General features: G+C 51.9%; 10 protein-coding genes. 7 read left to right on the forward strand and 3 right to left on the reverse strand.

The genetic code is table 11. The annotated features are described in order from the left end of the window. Positions 1 to 13 precede the first annotated feature (13 nt). Positions 14 to 505, forward strand: coding sequence for a DNA-deoxyinosine glycosylase (locus ACCC71_RS06020; protein ID WP_434311515.1), 492 nt, complete (start codon positions 14 to 16; stop codon positions 503 to 505). 41 nt (positions 506 to 546) lie between these two features. On the opposite strand, the gene ACCC71_RS06025 is transcribed toward ACCC71_RS06020, so the two are convergent. Both ACCC71_RS06025 and ACCC71_RS06030 read right to left on the reverse strand, forming a co-directional pair. Then, the gene (locus ACCC71_RS06025) at positions 547 to 2,160 is read right to left on the reverse strand and encodes a cellulase family glycosylhydrolase (RefSeq protein ID WP_434311516.1); all 1,614 of its coding nucleotides are present in this window, start codon (positions 2,158 to 2,160) and stop codon (positions 547 to 549) included. A 350-nt stretch (positions 2,161 to 2,510) separates the two neighbouring features. Continuing rightward, positions 2,511 to 4,505 (reverse strand): sodium-translocating pyrophosphatase, encoded by a 1,995-nt coding sequence (locus ACCC71_RS06030; protein ID WP_434311517.1) that lies wholly within the window; start codon positions 4,503 to 4,505, stop codon positions 2,511 to 2,513. 313 nt (positions 4,506 to 4,818) lie between these two features. Here ACCC71_RS06030 and ACCC71_RS06035 point away from each other — a divergent pair, with 313 nt between their 5' ends. Genes ACCC71_RS06035 through ACCC71_RS06060 form a run of 6 tightly spaced genes read left to right on the forward strand, consistent with a single transcriptional unit; the run spans position 4,819 to position 14,481 of the window. Continuing rightward, the gene (locus ACCC71_RS06035; RefSeq protein WP_434311518.1) at positions 4,819 to 7,773 is read left to right on the forward strand and encodes a DNA translocase FtsK 4TM domain-containing protein; all 2,955 of its coding nucleotides are present in this window, start codon (positions 4,819 to 4,821) and stop codon (positions 7,771 to 7,773) included. Between the two features lie 37 nt (positions 7,774 to 7,810). Next, complete coding sequence (locus tag ACCC71_RS06040; protein WP_434311519.1) at positions 7,811 to 9,274, forward strand: UDP-N-acetylmuramoyl-L-alanyl-D-glutamate--2,6-diaminopimelate ligase; 1,464 nt, start codon at positions 7,811 to 7,813, stop codon at positions 9,272 to 9,274. A gap of 54 nt (positions 9,275 to 9,328) precedes the next feature. Next, entirely contained in the window at positions 9,329 to 10,699 is a 1,371-nt protein-coding gene (locus ACCC71_RS06045; RefSeq protein WP_434311520.1) for a UDP-N-acetylmuramoyl-tripeptide--D-alanyl-D-alanine ligase, read from the forward strand. Then, complete coding sequence (priA, locus tag ACCC71_RS06050; protein ID WP_434311521.1) at positions 10,696 to 12,654, forward strand: replication restart helicase PriA; 1,959 nt, start codon at positions 10,696 to 10,698, stop codon at positions 12,652 to 12,654. The genes ACCC71_RS06045 and priA overlap by 4 nt, the downstream gene beginning before the upstream one ends. A 28-nt stretch (positions 12,655 to 12,682) precedes the next feature. Next, positions 12,683 to 13,150, forward strand: coding sequence for a peptide deformylase (gene def / locus ACCC71_RS06055; RefSeq protein ID WP_434311522.1), 468 nt, complete (start codon positions 12,683 to 12,685; stop codon positions 13,148 to 13,150). A 5-nt stretch (positions 13,151 to 13,155) separates the two neighbouring features. Continuing rightward, complete coding sequence (locus ACCC71_RS06060) at positions 13,156 to 14,481, forward strand: 4Fe-4S dicluster domain-containing protein (RefSeq protein WP_434311523.1); 1,326 nt, start codon at positions 13,156 to 13,158, stop codon at positions 14,479 to 14,481. Between the two features lie 273 nt (positions 14,482 to 14,754). Here ACCC71_RS06060 and ACCC71_RS06065 read toward each other — a convergent pair whose 3' ends face one another. Continuing rightward, a complete protein-coding gene (locus tag ACCC71_RS06065) occupies positions 14,755 to 15,033 on the reverse strand; it encodes a hypothetical protein (protein ID WP_434311524.1) in 279 nt (92 codons plus the stop codon). Positions 15,034 to 15,051: the final 18 nt, after the last annotated feature.

Below are 15,051 nucleotides of genomic sequence, written 5' to 3' on the forward strand. Positions count from 1 at the left end.
GAAGGAGACAGGTATGAAACATGTGATCCATGAAATCGATCCTGTTTTTGACGCAGCCTCCCGGATATTGATTCTCGGCAGCTTTCCATCTGTCAAGTCACGGGAGGGGCAGTTTTTCTATCACCATCCCCAAAATCGGTTTTGGGCGGTTTTGAGCCGGGTACTGGGCGTGCAAAAGCCGGAAACCATAGAACAAAAGAGAGCCTTTTTGCTGCAAAATAAGATTGCGGTTTGGGACGTGATTGCATCCTGTGATATCGAGGGGTCCAGCGACAGCAGTATTCGGAATGTAGTACCCAATGATCTGAGCAGAATCCTAGCGCAATCGGAGGTATGTCAGATTTTTGTAAACGGAAAAACGGCCGCCCGTCTGTATCAGAAATACTGTGAACAACAGACGGGCCGGCCGGCTCTTACGCTTCCTTCCACAAGCCCAGCCAATGCAGCCTGGAGCTTAGAACGATTGATCGAGGCTTGGCGGGAGGCATTTCAGGATATATTGTGATGAATGCTGCAAAAGGGGACGAATCGTCCCCTTTTGCTTTCTTATTCGCTCTGTATTTGCTTTTTCAGCCAGCGTCCGGTATCGCTTAGATCATGATCTGCCCATCCGCTCGTCTTTTGGCAGGAGGAGCGAAGGAGAGCGGATGTCTCGCCTTTGTTGGATAGATTCCATCCGGCATAGGAGAGATTGTATTCGTCTATGAGCTGAAACCATTTTTCTGCCTGGCGATAGTCGATGGCGCCATTGCCGGAGGCATCGCAGATGCTGAACTCCGTGATAAAGAGCGGGAGCCCCTTGTTGAGAGCGGTTCGCGCTTTTTCTCGCAGGAAATCCGTGTGGGTGGCCGCATAAAAATGCAGGGAATACATCAGGTTTCCATAGCCTTTGATCGGGTTGCGCGCCGCAGCGTCCACATCCTGTGACCAGGTTGGCGTGCCGATTAGGATGACGGCGTCGGGGTCATTGGCACGGATGACGGGAATGATTTCTTCCGCATACCTTTTGATTGTATCCCAGGATACTCCGCCGTTTGGCTCGTTGCAAATTTCATAGAGGACGTTGCGGTGATCCCGATATTTCCTTGACATTTCAGAGAAGAAGCTTTTTGCTTCTTCTTTGTGCGTCATGGGGTTCCCGTCGCTTAAAATATGCCAATCGATGATGGCGTACATGCCCAGCTCGGTAGCATAGGAAACGCCGTCATCAATGCGTGCTTTCAGCTGCCCACGGTCCCCGCCGGAACAGTAGCCGCCGTATTCTTCTGTGTACAGCGCCAGACGGATCAGATTAGCGCCCCAATCATCCCGTAAGGTACGGAACGCGTCCAGACTGACGTATTGAGGAAACCAGGCCAGACCGTGGGTGCTGATACCGGTTAGCTGGAACGGTTCGCCATTTTGATCGATGAGGTTCGTGCCGGACACGGAGAGTGCGCCATGACGCTCTAAGGGCGTGCTGCTGTCAGACGGAATTCGTCCGCCGGCCTCCAAAGGAACCTGATATTTACTGCAAATTTTCTGAAACTCCACGGAATAGGCAAAGCCATAAAATACTTCTGCTCTTGATTTCCCGGAAGCTAAGCGTTGCATCCAGTCTTGAAAACCGGAGGAATCCGGTTCCCTATCCAGGAAGGTGCGGTAGAGTACCTTCAGGTAGTCCTCATTGGAAAGGTTTCGGTTTAACAGCTCCCGGGAAAAAATAAAACCGTAGGCTGCCTCCATTGCTCCGCAGTTTCCAGAGAGGATTCGACTGCACCAATCATTTAAGCCGCCTTCATCGGGTTCCCGTTTTAGGCACAACCGGTAACAGCGAACCAAAAAGCGAGTAATCCCTTCATTTTGGTCCCGCGGGGCTGTTAGTTGAACATTTCCTCGGATAATACCATATCGTTGGCAGATCCCGGTAAATTCCTGTGATTCGGCAAAACCGCGGAAAACGTACAGCCGGGAAAGGCCGCTGTCTAAGACCGCCTGCCAGTTTGCCATTCCGGAAGCATCCGGTTCCCGGTCCAGAAATGTTGCATAGAGCAAGCGGACGTATTCCGTATTAGAAATATTTCGAGACCGAAACTCCACGCTTTCGATGAAGCCCTGCGCCACTTTTGCGCCTTGCTCACGACCAGATATCAGCGCATCCGTCCAACCGCGAAAGCCCACGGCGTCCGGTTCCCGCTGCAATAGATTTTGGTAAAGGCGGGTGACAAAGGCCTCCACTGGATTCTGGGCGGCTGCTGTCTCCGGGATAGCGGTGAGAAATAAAGCAGCGCATAAAAAAGTAATGAGAAAACATTTGGTTCTTTTTTGAAATTGGGAAAAGTATCGGATGATTTTCCCCTCCCTTCCATGGTTGCTTTTTTTATTGTATCGAAAAAGAGAGGGTTGCGCAAGATCTGTTTTTTCTTGGAACCTGGAATAGAAAAACCCGCGGCCAATTCGACGAAAAATCGAAGAGCGCCGCGGGTTACGTTCGAATTATATTTTACCGTTTCGCAGGAGCGAGCGGGATTTTATTTGATCAGCAGTCCGCCGTAGGTCAAAAACAGAGGTGCAAACACCAAAGATACGACGGTCATCAGTTTGATCAGGATGTTGATGGACGGGCCAGAGGTATCCTTGAAAGGATCGCCGACGGTATCGCCGACAACGGCGGCTTTGTGAGCCTCGCTTCCCTTTCCACCGTGGTTGCCTTCCTCAATATACTTTTTCGCGTTGTCCCAGGCTCCGCCGGCATTGCTCATGAAGATCGCCATCAGGACGCCGGTAACCAGAGAGCCGGCCAGCAGTCCGCCCAGGGCGGAGGTGCCGAGAAGCAGTCCGACAACCAGGGGAGCGAGTACCGCCATGATACCGGGAATCAGCATCTCTTTCAATGCGGAAGTGGTGGAGATGGCCACGCAGGACTTGTAGTCCGGTTTGCCGGTTCCTTCCATGATGCCAGGGATGGTCTTGAACTGGCGGCGCACTTCCTCGATCATGCTGTAAGCCGCTTTGGAAACCGATTCCATGGTCATAGCGGAGAATAGGAACGGCAGCATACCGCCGATCAGAAGGCCGATGGTAACGTTGGAATCCAGGATATTGATGGCAGTCAGTCCAACTGCCTGTGCGTAAGAAACAAACAAAGCCAGGGCAGTCAGAGCGGCGGATCCAATGGCAAAGCCTTTGCCCATGGCGGCCGTGGTGTTTCCGACTGCATCCAACTTATCGGTAATTTCACGGACAGAATGATCGAGACCGGACATCTCGGCGATACCGCCAGCATTATCCGCGATCGGACCATAGGCGTCTACCGCTACGGTGATACCGGTGGTGGACAGCATACCTACGGCAGCCAAGGCGATACCGTATAAGCCGGCAACCTGATAGGAGACAAAGATGCCGACGCAGATCAGGAGAATCGGGACACAGGTGGACATCATGCCGACTGCCAAACCGGAAATGATGGTGGTGGCAGCGCCGGTCTCAGATTGATCTGCAATTTTCTTTACGGATTTGTAATCGCCGGAGGTATAGATCTCGGTAACAATACCGATGATCAGACCGACGACTAAGCCGGAGATGATGGCGATTGCCGGCTGGAAACCGTCAAAGAACAGTTTGCTTAAGATCAGAGAACCAATCACAACCAGAACGGCGGATACATAAGACCCCATTTTCAGAGCCTTATGAGGGTTTGCGTTTTCATTGCCGCGGACAAAGAAGGTAGCGATGATGGAAGCCAGGATACCGACAGCGGCTAATACCAAGGGGAATACGGCGCCTGCGCCGGTAAACGCGCCTTCTACCAGGATACCTAAGGTCAGGGCAGAGACCAGAGCGCCTACATAAGACTCGAACAGGTCAGCTCCCATGCCGGCTACGTCGCCGACGTTATCGCCCACGTTATCCGCGATAACGGCAGGGTTTCTCGGATCATCCTCCGGAATACCGGCTTCTACCTTGCCAACCAGATCCGCGCCTACATCGGCAGCTTTGGTGTAAATACCGCCGCCTACACGGGCAAACAGGGCGATCGAGGATGCTCCTAAGCTGAAGCCGGAGAGGATTTCCACCTGACCAGTGATCGCATAGATCACGCTGCATCCAAGAAGACCAAGGCCAACCACGCACATACCCATCACGGAGCCTCCGCCAAAGGCGACTCCCAGGGCCTTGTTCATGCCGCCGGTTCTGGCCGCATTGGCCGTGCGGACATTGGCTTTTGTGGCGACGGTCATGCCGGCATAGCCTGCGGCAACCGAAAAGACGGCGCCTACCAAAAAGCAAACCGCGGTCAGCCAGTTAATGCCAAAGCCGATGGCGACGAAGAGAACAGCAACGAAGATGACTAGAATCCGGTATTCTGCAAAGAGAAACGCTCTAGCGCCTTCGCTGATGGCAGCCGCAATTTCTTTCATGCGGTCGGTGCCTTCTTCCTGCTTGGAAACGTTGCTTGCCTTAAGCAGGGCGAATAGCAGGGCCAGCACGCCGAGAACGGGTGCTGCATACAGTAACTTTTCCATAGTGTTTCAGTCCTTCCTATATGTTTTTATACTCTATGACGTAAATACGATCATACAACAAAATTAAATTTTTGACAAGCCTTATTGGATGAGAAATCCAGAAAAAGTCAAGAACGGATGTTTGCGTTCCTTGAAAAATATGTTATACTAAAACAGATATAACTTTTGGCGGCACCATCACCATATAAGGAAAACCAGCGATCCAGGAATTCGATGAGTTTTGCTTGACACAACTTGGAGAGCAGCTATAATTAAGTATGTTGCTGCTTCCTATTTATAAGGAAAAACGGGGAATTTAGGAGGGATTGAAACATTGGCACAGGCAAAAAGAAAACCGTCTTCGGGGAGCAAAAAGAAAACGGCTTCTTCCCGAAAGCCGGCTGCAAAAAAGTCTTCCAGAAAAAGGAATTCTGCCAAAAATCAGAGCAGTGGAATTGGAAAAGAGATTGGTATTTTAGTGGCGTTTGCAATCGCTGTCATCTTGTTTTTAGGAAATATGGGCATGGCCGGAAGTATTGGGGCGGGGTTAAAATCGGTTCAGTTCGGACTTTTTGGCACCGTAGCTTGGATATTTCCTATTTATTTCTTTTGGGCGGTTTGCTTTGCCGCTTCCAACGGAAGTGATTATCCAGTCGCCGCATTTTTAAAAATTTTGGTATTAGGAATGACCCTGGTGACCTTGTGTGGGATTTTAGAACTTTTGGGAGCCCGCAGCCTTGGGACATCCTATGGATTAAAGGATTACTATGAGATGGGCGCCGAAGGGATGAACGGAGGCGTCTGCGGCGGTATTTGGTATCGACTGTTGGTGCCGACGTTAGGCGTGCTTGGCGCTTATGTAATTTTGGTGGTTTTGACCATTGCGGGCGTTGTTTTTGTCACCGGGAAATCATTTATACGTCCCCTTCATGAGAGGGGGGCCCGTGTGATGAGCTCTGCCAAGGAAGATATGGCTCGGATGCGGGAAGAGCAGGCGCTTCGTGCGGCGAAAAAGCAGGAAGCCCGGCGTTTGCGCACGGAGCAGCTCCGAGAGGAACGGATGCGGGTGGAGCAAAAGGTTCAAGGCGTGGACTTGGAACATATTACTCTGGCGGAACCAGCCAGTGACGAAGTTTTGGAAGAAGCTGTTTCCAAACAAAAGGACCGCAAAATGGAGATGCCAGTACCCGATCCCAAAATAGCGGAAGCGCCAGTTTTGGAGACGCCTGGTTCCGGGCTGAATTTGGATACCTTTACGGGGACCATCCACCAGCCGGCCCCCACTTTTACAGAGATAGAAGATGAACCGAATTTCGATGCGCCGGTGGGGATGGAGAGTATTCACAGCAGAAAAGACAAAAGAACCCTCAGCGAGTTGGAGGCATTGGATGCAGAGCTGCGGGCGGCCATGGAGGACGGCACGGATTTTTCTTCGCCAGATTTGTCAGGTTCGCTTCAAGGGGAGAGTTCGGCCTGGGATCGGGAGGCTGCCGTCTCCGCTTGGAATTCGTCTGTCCAGGAAGATGTGGAAGACAGCGAGTCTGCGGTTTGGGGATTGCCGGAAGCACCGGAAGAACCTCTTTCCGGATCTTGGGAGGAAGAGCAAGGAAGGGCCGATGAGGACGAGGATTCCATGGCGGCTTATGATGAATTTGCGGCTCCGGAACCTTCTGCGGTGGAGGAAACCGTTATTCCGGTTCCGAAGAAATCCGCCGGTCATGGGGAAAGTATTTGGCGGGAAAATAGCCAGAACGATGGAAACTCCGGCGTAACCTTCCGCGATCATGATGTGAAAACTGAGCCGGTTTCCATTGTGGCGCCGCCGCCCCCCAAGGTGAAGCGGGAATATGTCCTGCCATCGGTGCGCTTGTTAAAGATGGGACCCAAGAAAAGCGGCATGTCCGAGCAGGAGTTAAAGGAGACGGCGGTGAAGCTTCAGCAGACCTTGCAAAGTTATGGCGTAGGGGTGACGGTGACGGATATCAGCTGCGGGCCCACCGTAACGCGTTATGAACTGAAGCCGGAGCAAGGGGTAAAGGTTAGCAAGATTTTAAGCCTGACCAATGACATCAAGCTGAATCTGGCGGCGGCGGACATCCGAATTGAGGCGCCGATTCCAGGAAAGGCGGCGGTTGGCATCGAGGTGCCAAATACGGAAAATCAGACCGTTTACCTGAAAGAACTGTTGGATTCGGAGGAATTTCGAAAATTCCCTTCCCGGATTGGTTTCGGCGTTGGCAGGGATATCGGTGGAAAGGTGATCGTAGCCGACCTGGCCCGTATGCCGCACCTTCTGATTGCGGGTGCGACGGGTTCCGGTAAATCTGTTTGCATCAATACGATCATTATGAGTATTTTATATAAGGCGACTCCCGACGAGGTCAAATTGATTATGATTGACCCGAAGGTGGTAGAGCTTAGCGTTTATAATGGGATTCCCCATCTTCTGATTCCGGTTGTGACGGATCCGAAGAAGGCCGCCGGAGCTTTGAACTGGGCGGTAGCGGAGATGACGGACCGTTATAAACGATTCGCGGATCAGAATGTCCGGGATATCAAGGGATATAACCAGAAGGTGGAGGAAGCCGACGACGATCAGATGGAGAAGATGCCTCAGATCGTCGTGATTGTGGATGAGTTGGCGGATTTGATGATGGTAGCGCCCGGCGAGGTGGAGGAAGCGATCTGCCGTCTGGCCCAGTTGGCCCGTGCGGCGGGGATTCATCTGGTGTTGGCTACCCAAAGACCTTCGGTCAATGTTATCACTGGTTTGATCAAGGCGAATGTGCCTTCCCGGATTGCATTTGCTGTTTCTTCTGGCGTGGATTCCCGAACGATCATCGATATGGTTGGCGCGGAGAAGCTGCTGGGGAAGGGCGATATGCTGTTCCATCCGTCCGGTTATCCTCATCCGGTCCGTATTCAGGGAGCTTTTGTGTCCGACTCCGAAGTGAACGATGTGGTGGACTTCTTAAAGGAACAGGCGGATCCGGTCGCAGCGGTTCCTCAGGATTTGGAACGGCATCTGGCGGGAGCCAAAGATGAGGGCTCCGTGGGAGCCGGTGATCGGGATGAGTATTTTGAACGGTGCGGACGGTTTATCATTGAAAAGGAGAAAGCATCCATCGGAAATTTGCAGCGAGCTTTTAAGATCGGATTTAACCGGGCTGCCAGAATTATGGATCAGTTGGCTGACGCCGGCGTGGTGGGACCGGAAGAAGGGACAAAGGCAAGGCAGATTTTGATGACGATGGAGGAATTCGACGCCTTATTGGAAACGTTTCGTTAGAACTTCGCATCCGCAGGAAAGCGGGAAAGGACAGAGTATGAAGTTACGCACGTTGCTGGAAGAAATGGAATATGAGTGCAGACAGGGCAGTTTGGAGGTGGAGGTGGAACGCCTGATCTACGACTCCCGTAAGGATTGCCAGAAGGCGGTTTTTGTCTGTATCAGTGGCACGAAGGTGGATGCCCATACCTTTATTCCTCAGGTGGTGGAAAAAGGGGCGGTCGCCGTGGTGGTGGAAAAGGACGTGGAAGCGCCGGACGGAGTTACTGTGATTCGGGTTTCCAACGCCAGAAAAGCCTTGGCGTTGCTTTCTGCAGCTTATTTTGGCCATCCTACCCGGAAGATGAAGGCAGTTGGTTTTACCGGTACCAAAGGGAAGACGACGAGCACTTACATGCTGAAAGCGATTTTAGAAGCGGCTGGAAAAACGGTTGGTCTGGTTGGAACCAACGGAGCGGTAATTGACGGCGAACATTTCGCCACCAATAATACAACGCCGGAATCCTACGAGCTGCAGGAATATTTTCATCGGATGGTGGAAAAGGGATGCGAATATATGATTATGGAAGTGTCCTCCCAGGGCGTCATGATGCACCGGGTGGACGGGATTGATTTTGATATCGGCGTTTTTACTAATTTGTCTCCGGACCATATCGGCCCCAATGAACATAAAAGCTTTGAAGAGTACCGTTCGTATAAAGGAAAACTGTTTCAGATGTGCCGGACTGGTCTAGTAAATCGGGACGACGAAAATTGGGAAGCCCTGACCGAAGGCCATAGCTGCCGGCTTTTTACCTTTGGGCAGAGCAAGGAAGCCGATTATATCGCGGCAAATATTGGACATAAAAAGCAAGGCGATTTCATGGGAATCGGCTTTGATCTAAAAGGGAAAGAGGCATTTCCTGTGGAAGTAGGAATTCCAGGGCTGTTTAATGTCTACAATGCTCTGGGGGCCGCGTCGGCTGCCCTGGCCCTTGGAATCGCGCCGGAGGCGATACAGGACGCTTTGCGGAACGTGCGGGTGGATGGGCGGATGGAGCTGGTCTACGCTTCAGACCGTTTTTCTGTCATTGTCGATTACGCTCACAACGGGATCAGTACCAAGAGTCTTTTGGAGACTTTGCGGGGATATCAGCCGAAACGGCTGGTAGTCGTGTTTGGATGCGGAGGAAACCGTGACCCGCATCGGCGTTATGAGATGGGAGAGGCTGCCGGCCAGATGGCGGATTTATCCATCGTCACGGCGGACAATTCCCGCTTTGAAAAGGTAGAAGATATCATGAAAGATATCCATATCGGTCTGAATCCCACCGGAGGAAAATCCATAGATATTCCAGATCGAAGGGAGGCCATCCGTTATAGCATTTCCCATGCAGAGGACGGAGATGTGATTGCGGTGATTGGCAAAGGCCATGAGGATTACCAGGAAGTAGAAGGGGTAAAAACCCATTTTCTAGACCGGGAAGTGATTGAAGAAACAATAAAGGAGTTGGGGCTGTAGCCAAAGGTACCGGGGCATGGAATCTGTCATTTGGTACCGGCAGGCGACGCCGGAATGGTTATGGAACAGGTAACGGTTGCAGATATTGTAGAGGCAGTTGGAGGACGGCTGTTATGCGGAGATCCTCATACTCAGGTGAAACATATTAGTATTGATTCCCGAAATATGAATGGGGAAGATCTTTTTGTACCGATCATCGGGGCCAAGGTGGATGCCCATCGCTTTATCGAGGGGGCGTTTGCCGCTGGGGCTGTGGCTGCTTTTACATCCGAACACGACGAAAAGGCGGATTCCCATCCCTGGATTCGGGTGGAGGATACCGTAAAAGCGCTTCAGACATTGGGGGCATGGTACCGGAACCGGTTAAGGATGCCGGTGATTGGCATTACGGGCAGCGTGGGGAAGACGACCACGAGAGAGATGGTGACTGCCGCCCTGTCCGCGGGAAAGCGGGTGACTGGCACCAGTGGAAACAGCAACGGTCAGTTGGGCGTTCCCATCACCATTTGTCAGGCGGATTTGACGGCGGAGGCCGCTGTTTTAGAGATGGGGATGAGCGAGCCCGGAGAGATGCCGCGGATTGCAGCGGTGGCGCGGCCCGATCTGGCAGTGGTGACCAATATCGGCGTTTCCCATATTGAAAATTTGGGTTCTCGGGAAGGCATCTGCCAGGAAAAGATGCACATTACCGATGGGTTTGGCCCAGACCAGACGGCAATTTTGAACGGAGATGAGCCGCTTCTTCGCAGCTTCCCGAAAAACGCGGAGTTTCAGACCGTCTACTATGGAATGGAAGCGGGAAACGATTATCAGGCAAAGGACGTTCATGTGGAGAAGGGGCGTACCTTTTTTACGGCGGTGACGCCGAAGGGAGAACTTTCCCTTTCCTTGGGGGTTCCAGGCCTTCACAATGTGATGAATGCCCTAGCGGCTCTGGCAGTTGCAGATCAGTTAGAAGTTCCGCTGCCTGCCGCTGCCAGGAAATTGGAAGAGTTCGCCGGTTTTGCCAGACGATTGCAGATCTTGCAGCATCACGAAATGACGTTGATTGACGATAGTTACAATGCCAGCCCGGAGTCGATGCGGGCGGCGCTTCAGGTACTTTCCACCACGGAAACCAAGGGACGCAGAGCGGCGGTTTTGGCGGATATGCTGGAGCTGGGGCCGGATTCCCTTTCTTTTCACTACCAGGTAGGAGAGTATGCGGCGCAGTGTCCGATCGAGCGGTATTTTCTTGTTGGAACGAAGATTCGGGCGCTGGGCGAGGCTCTGGAAAAGGCAGGAAAATCTGTCTCTTATTTTGAAACCAATGAAACTGCGGCTGCCGCTGTGACCGCCTGGGTGAGAGCCGGCGATACGGTCTTACTGAAAGGCTCCAACGGCATGAAGCTGGGAGAAGTCCTGAAAGAACTGGTTAAGCTTTGAAATTTGCAAATATTATCGTAGATATTTCGCTGGAAAAATTAGATAAAACGTTTCAGTATAAAGTACCGGAAGAATGGGAGGAAGTGTTGGCTCCGGGATTGCAGGTGGTGATTCCTTTTGGGAACCGGACCTTGACGGGCTATGTGCTGGAATTGACCGACCAGGCGGAGTTTGAGGAAGCCAAGATGAAGGAAATTCTTGGGCTTTCGGAGAAGGCTGTTCCCATCGAGTCTCAGCTTATTTCCCTGGCGGCCTGGATGAAGGACACCTATGGCTGCACGATGAACCAGGCTTTAAAGACGGTACTTCCCGCCAAGACCCGCGTAAAAGCGCGCAGTCCGCGGGTGGAGCAGACGGCGCTTCCAACGAAAACGGCGCCGCCGGTTTCTCTGAACGAGGCCCAGCGTCAGGCGGTGGAAGGAATCTGCGCGGCCTATCCCAAGCCGGCCCTTTTATTTGGCGTGACGGGGAGCGGAAAAACAGAGGTTTACATGGAGCTGATCGCCCGAATGCAGGCGCAGGGGAAGCAGACGATTTTGCTGATTCCGGAGATTTCTTTAACTTACCAAAACTTGAGACGGTTTTATGAACGATTTGGAGACCGGGTCAGCGTGGTGAATTCCAGGCTTTCGGCGGGAGAAAAGTATGAGCACTTTGAGCAGGCCAGGCAGGGGAAGATCGATGTGATGATTGGCCCACGGTCCGCTCTATTTACCCCCTTTCCCCATCTTGGTTTGATTTTGATGGATGAGGAACACGAGGGAGCATACCGCAGTGAGACGGCTCCGAGGTACTTGGCTTCAGAGGTGGCTTTGGAGCGGGCAAGACTTGCGGGAGCGGGCGTTGTCTTCGGCTCCGCCACCCCGTCTTTAGAGACGTATACCAAGGCGCTTCAGAAAGAATATGGTCTGTTTTCCCTGCCTGGAAGGGCAAAAGCGGGCAGCGCGCTTCCGATGGTTTCCATCGTGGATTTGCGGGTAGAATTAAGAGAGGGAAACAAGAGCATCTTTAGCCGGAAGCTGCAAGGATTGATGGAAGATCGTCTGGGTAAGAAGGAACAGGTGATGTTGTTCCTGAACCGCAGAGGCTATGCGGGATTTTTGTCCTGCCGATCCTGCGGTGCGGCGATCAAATGTCCCCACTGCGACGTGGCGCTGACTTCCCATCGGAATGGAACGTTGACCTGCCACTATTGCGGGTACCGGGAACCAATGCCGGACCGCTGTCCTGCCTGCGGCTCCCCTTATATCGCCGGCTTTGGCATAGGAACCCAGAAAGTGGAAGCGATGGTACACAAGCAGTTTCCGGAGGCGCGGACTTTGCGGATGGATCTGGATACTACGGGAAAAAAGGACAGCCATTCCAAGCTTCTATCTGCTTTTGCTTCCGGGGAAGCGGACATCCTGATCGGGACGCAGATGATCGTGAAAGGACATGACTTTCCACGAGTGACTTTGATGGGAGTGCTGGCGGCGGACCTTTCTCTATACAGCAATGATTTCCGGGCGGTGGAGCGAACATTTCAGCTATTGACCCAAGCGGCTGGAAGGGCCGGACGCGGCGCGGATGCGGGGGAAGTGGTCATTCAGACTTATAGTCCGGAAAATTATGGAATACAGGCCGCGGCAAAGCAGGATTATTTCAGCTTTTACGATCAGGAAATGGCGTACCGCAAGCTTTTGGCTTATCCGCCGGCAGGAGCCATGCTTTCTGTATTGGTTACTTCACCAAAAGAAGAAGCCGCTCAGGCGGAGGCGGAAGAAATTGCGGCGGATATCCGGACTGTATTTCCGGATGTGGCGGTGATCGGGCCGTCCGAGGCAGGGATTTCTCGGATTCAGGATATTTACCGAAAAATGATTTATTTGAAACACCCAAGCAGAGAGCGCCTTCATCAGGTTCGCCGGAGAGAAGAGGCGCTTCATGGTATACATGTACAGATCGATTTGTTGTGAAAAACGATAGGACAATTAGGAGGAAAATATGGCGATTCGAAACATTCGGGAACTGGGAGATGAAGTGCTCCGCAAACACTGTAAGCCGGTAAAGGAGATGACGCCCCGGCTGCGCGGCATTATTGAAGATATGTTTGATACCATGTATGATGCGTACGGTGTGGGACTGGCCGGTCCCCAAGTAGGAATCTTAAAACGTGTCGTGGTGATCGATGTGGACGGGGAACATCCCTTTGTGTTGATTAATCCGGAAATTTTGGAGACCGACGGTTCTCAGACCGGCAGCGAAGGCTGCCTCAGCGTTCCTGGCAAACATGCGGTAGTGACGCGTCCCAATTATGTCAAGGTAAAAGCGCAGGATATCGATATGAACTGGTTTGAACTGGAAGGAACCGAGTTGTTGGCACGGGCGATCCAGCATGAGTGCGATCACCTGGACGGCATCCTTTATGTGGATAAAAAGGAAGGGCCTCTTTTGGATAACGAGGAAGAGTAGGAACGATGGGGCATTTAACGGCGAGGGATGCGTATCAGAACCTGGAGGAGAGAATCAACTGGTTCACTCAGGGGGCGCCTCCAACGAAAACATTATATAAGATTTTGCAAGTTTTGTATTCGGAGGAAGAGGCAAAATGGATGGCTCTTCTTCCGATTCGTCCATTTACCATAAAACGAGCTGCACGGATTTGGAATACCACGGAAGGAAAAGCGGAACGTTTTTTAAATCATCTCTGCGAGAAAGCATTGTTGGTAGACTCGGAATACGAGGGGGTACGAAAATTTGTGATGCCGCCTCCCATGGCCGGTTTTTTTGAATTTGCGTTGATGCGGACCAGAGGGGACATTGATCAAAAGTACCTGAGCGAGCTGTATTACCAATATATGAACGTGGAAGAAGATTTTATCAAAGATCTTTTTTGGGCCACAGAGACGAAACTGGGGCGGGTGTACGTGCAGGAACCGGTGCTGACAAACCGGCAGACCAACCATATCCTGGACTATGAGCGGGCCAGCCATATCATCGACGAGGCGGAATATATTGGCCTTGGCACTTGCTATTGCCGCCACAAAGCGTTTCATGCCGGGCATCCCTGTGAGATCGATGCGCCCTGGGATGTCTGTCTAACCTTTGGAAATGTGGCTCGTTCCCTGGCGGAGCACGGAGAACATGCGCGCCTGATTTCAAAAGAAGAGGCCATGGACGCGCTGGAGCGCTCTTATTCCTCCAACTTGGTTCAGATCGGAGAGAATGTGCGGGAGGATCCTGCGTTTATCTGTAATTGCTGTGGCTGCTGCTGTGAGGCCTTACAGGCGGCGCGGCGATTCCGGCCCATGCAGCCGGTGGCGACGACCAATTATTTGCCTCAGATTTCCTGGGAAAAATGTGTGGCCTGTGGGAAATGCGCCAAGGTTTGTCCGATTCTTGCCATAGAGATCAAGGAGAGCCGGACCCGTGGAAAGAAGAGAGCCGTGGTGGATACGGATATTTGCCTGGGGTGCGGCGTTTGCGCTAGAAATTGTTCGTTTGATGCCATTGAGATGAAACGGAGACCGATTCAGGTGGTGACGCCGGTTACCAGCACGCACCGGTTCGTATTGCAGGCCATTGAGAAGGGAACTCTGCCAAATTTGATTTTTGACAATCAGGCCTTTGCCAGCCATCGAGCTATGGCGGCTGTATTTGGCGTGATCCTAAGGCTTCCGCCTCTCAAGCAAGCGCTGGCAAGTAAGCAGTTGAAGTCTGTTTATCTCGATCGGCTGCTGGAGCGCGGATGGGAGCGGGAGAAAGCAAAGCGATTGGAAAAAGAAGATTCAGGGGAAAGGTAACAAAGAATTTTTGATAGAGATTCGGGTGTCAGACCTCTGTATGAAAACCTGTTGAAATATTTTGTTAGGTTTCGGCGCGAGTACTTCTAGGATTCCGAAAATTTGTGAAAAACATGAACAAAAATAGGAAACTCGCTGCGCTCAAACAGTCCTATTTTTGTTCATAAGACAAATTCCCGGAATCGAAGAAGTACTAACGCTCCTGCAAATACAAAATATTTCAACAGGTTTTCATACAGAGGCCTTTTGACCCTTGAATCTTAAGGGGGATTTTTATTTCCAGCCCGGTCCGGGATCTTCCAGGGGCTGGCTTTCTTCGCCCGGCGTTCGAGGCGGTATGTTTGTCCATACGTTATCGCTTTTCGGCAGATCAATTTCCGGAATATCGTTGTCTCCATAGTCAAATTCATAGGGTTGATTCTTTTCTTTCATCGGTACATTTCTCTCCTCAAGATCTTCTCGTTCTAATGCGCTTTGCATGGCCTTTTCCCGCAACGCTTCTTCGCAGGCAGTGGGCAGATCCACAGCGGCGTCATTCATTTTTAAATCCATAAGAAATCACCTCCTGTT

The sequence above is a fragment of the Hominifimenecus sp. rT4P-3 genome (assembly GCF_051055405.1).
In the GTDB taxonomy this organism is placed as follows: domain Bacteria; phylum Bacillota; class Clostridia; order Lachnospirales; family Lachnospiraceae; genus Pseudolachnospira.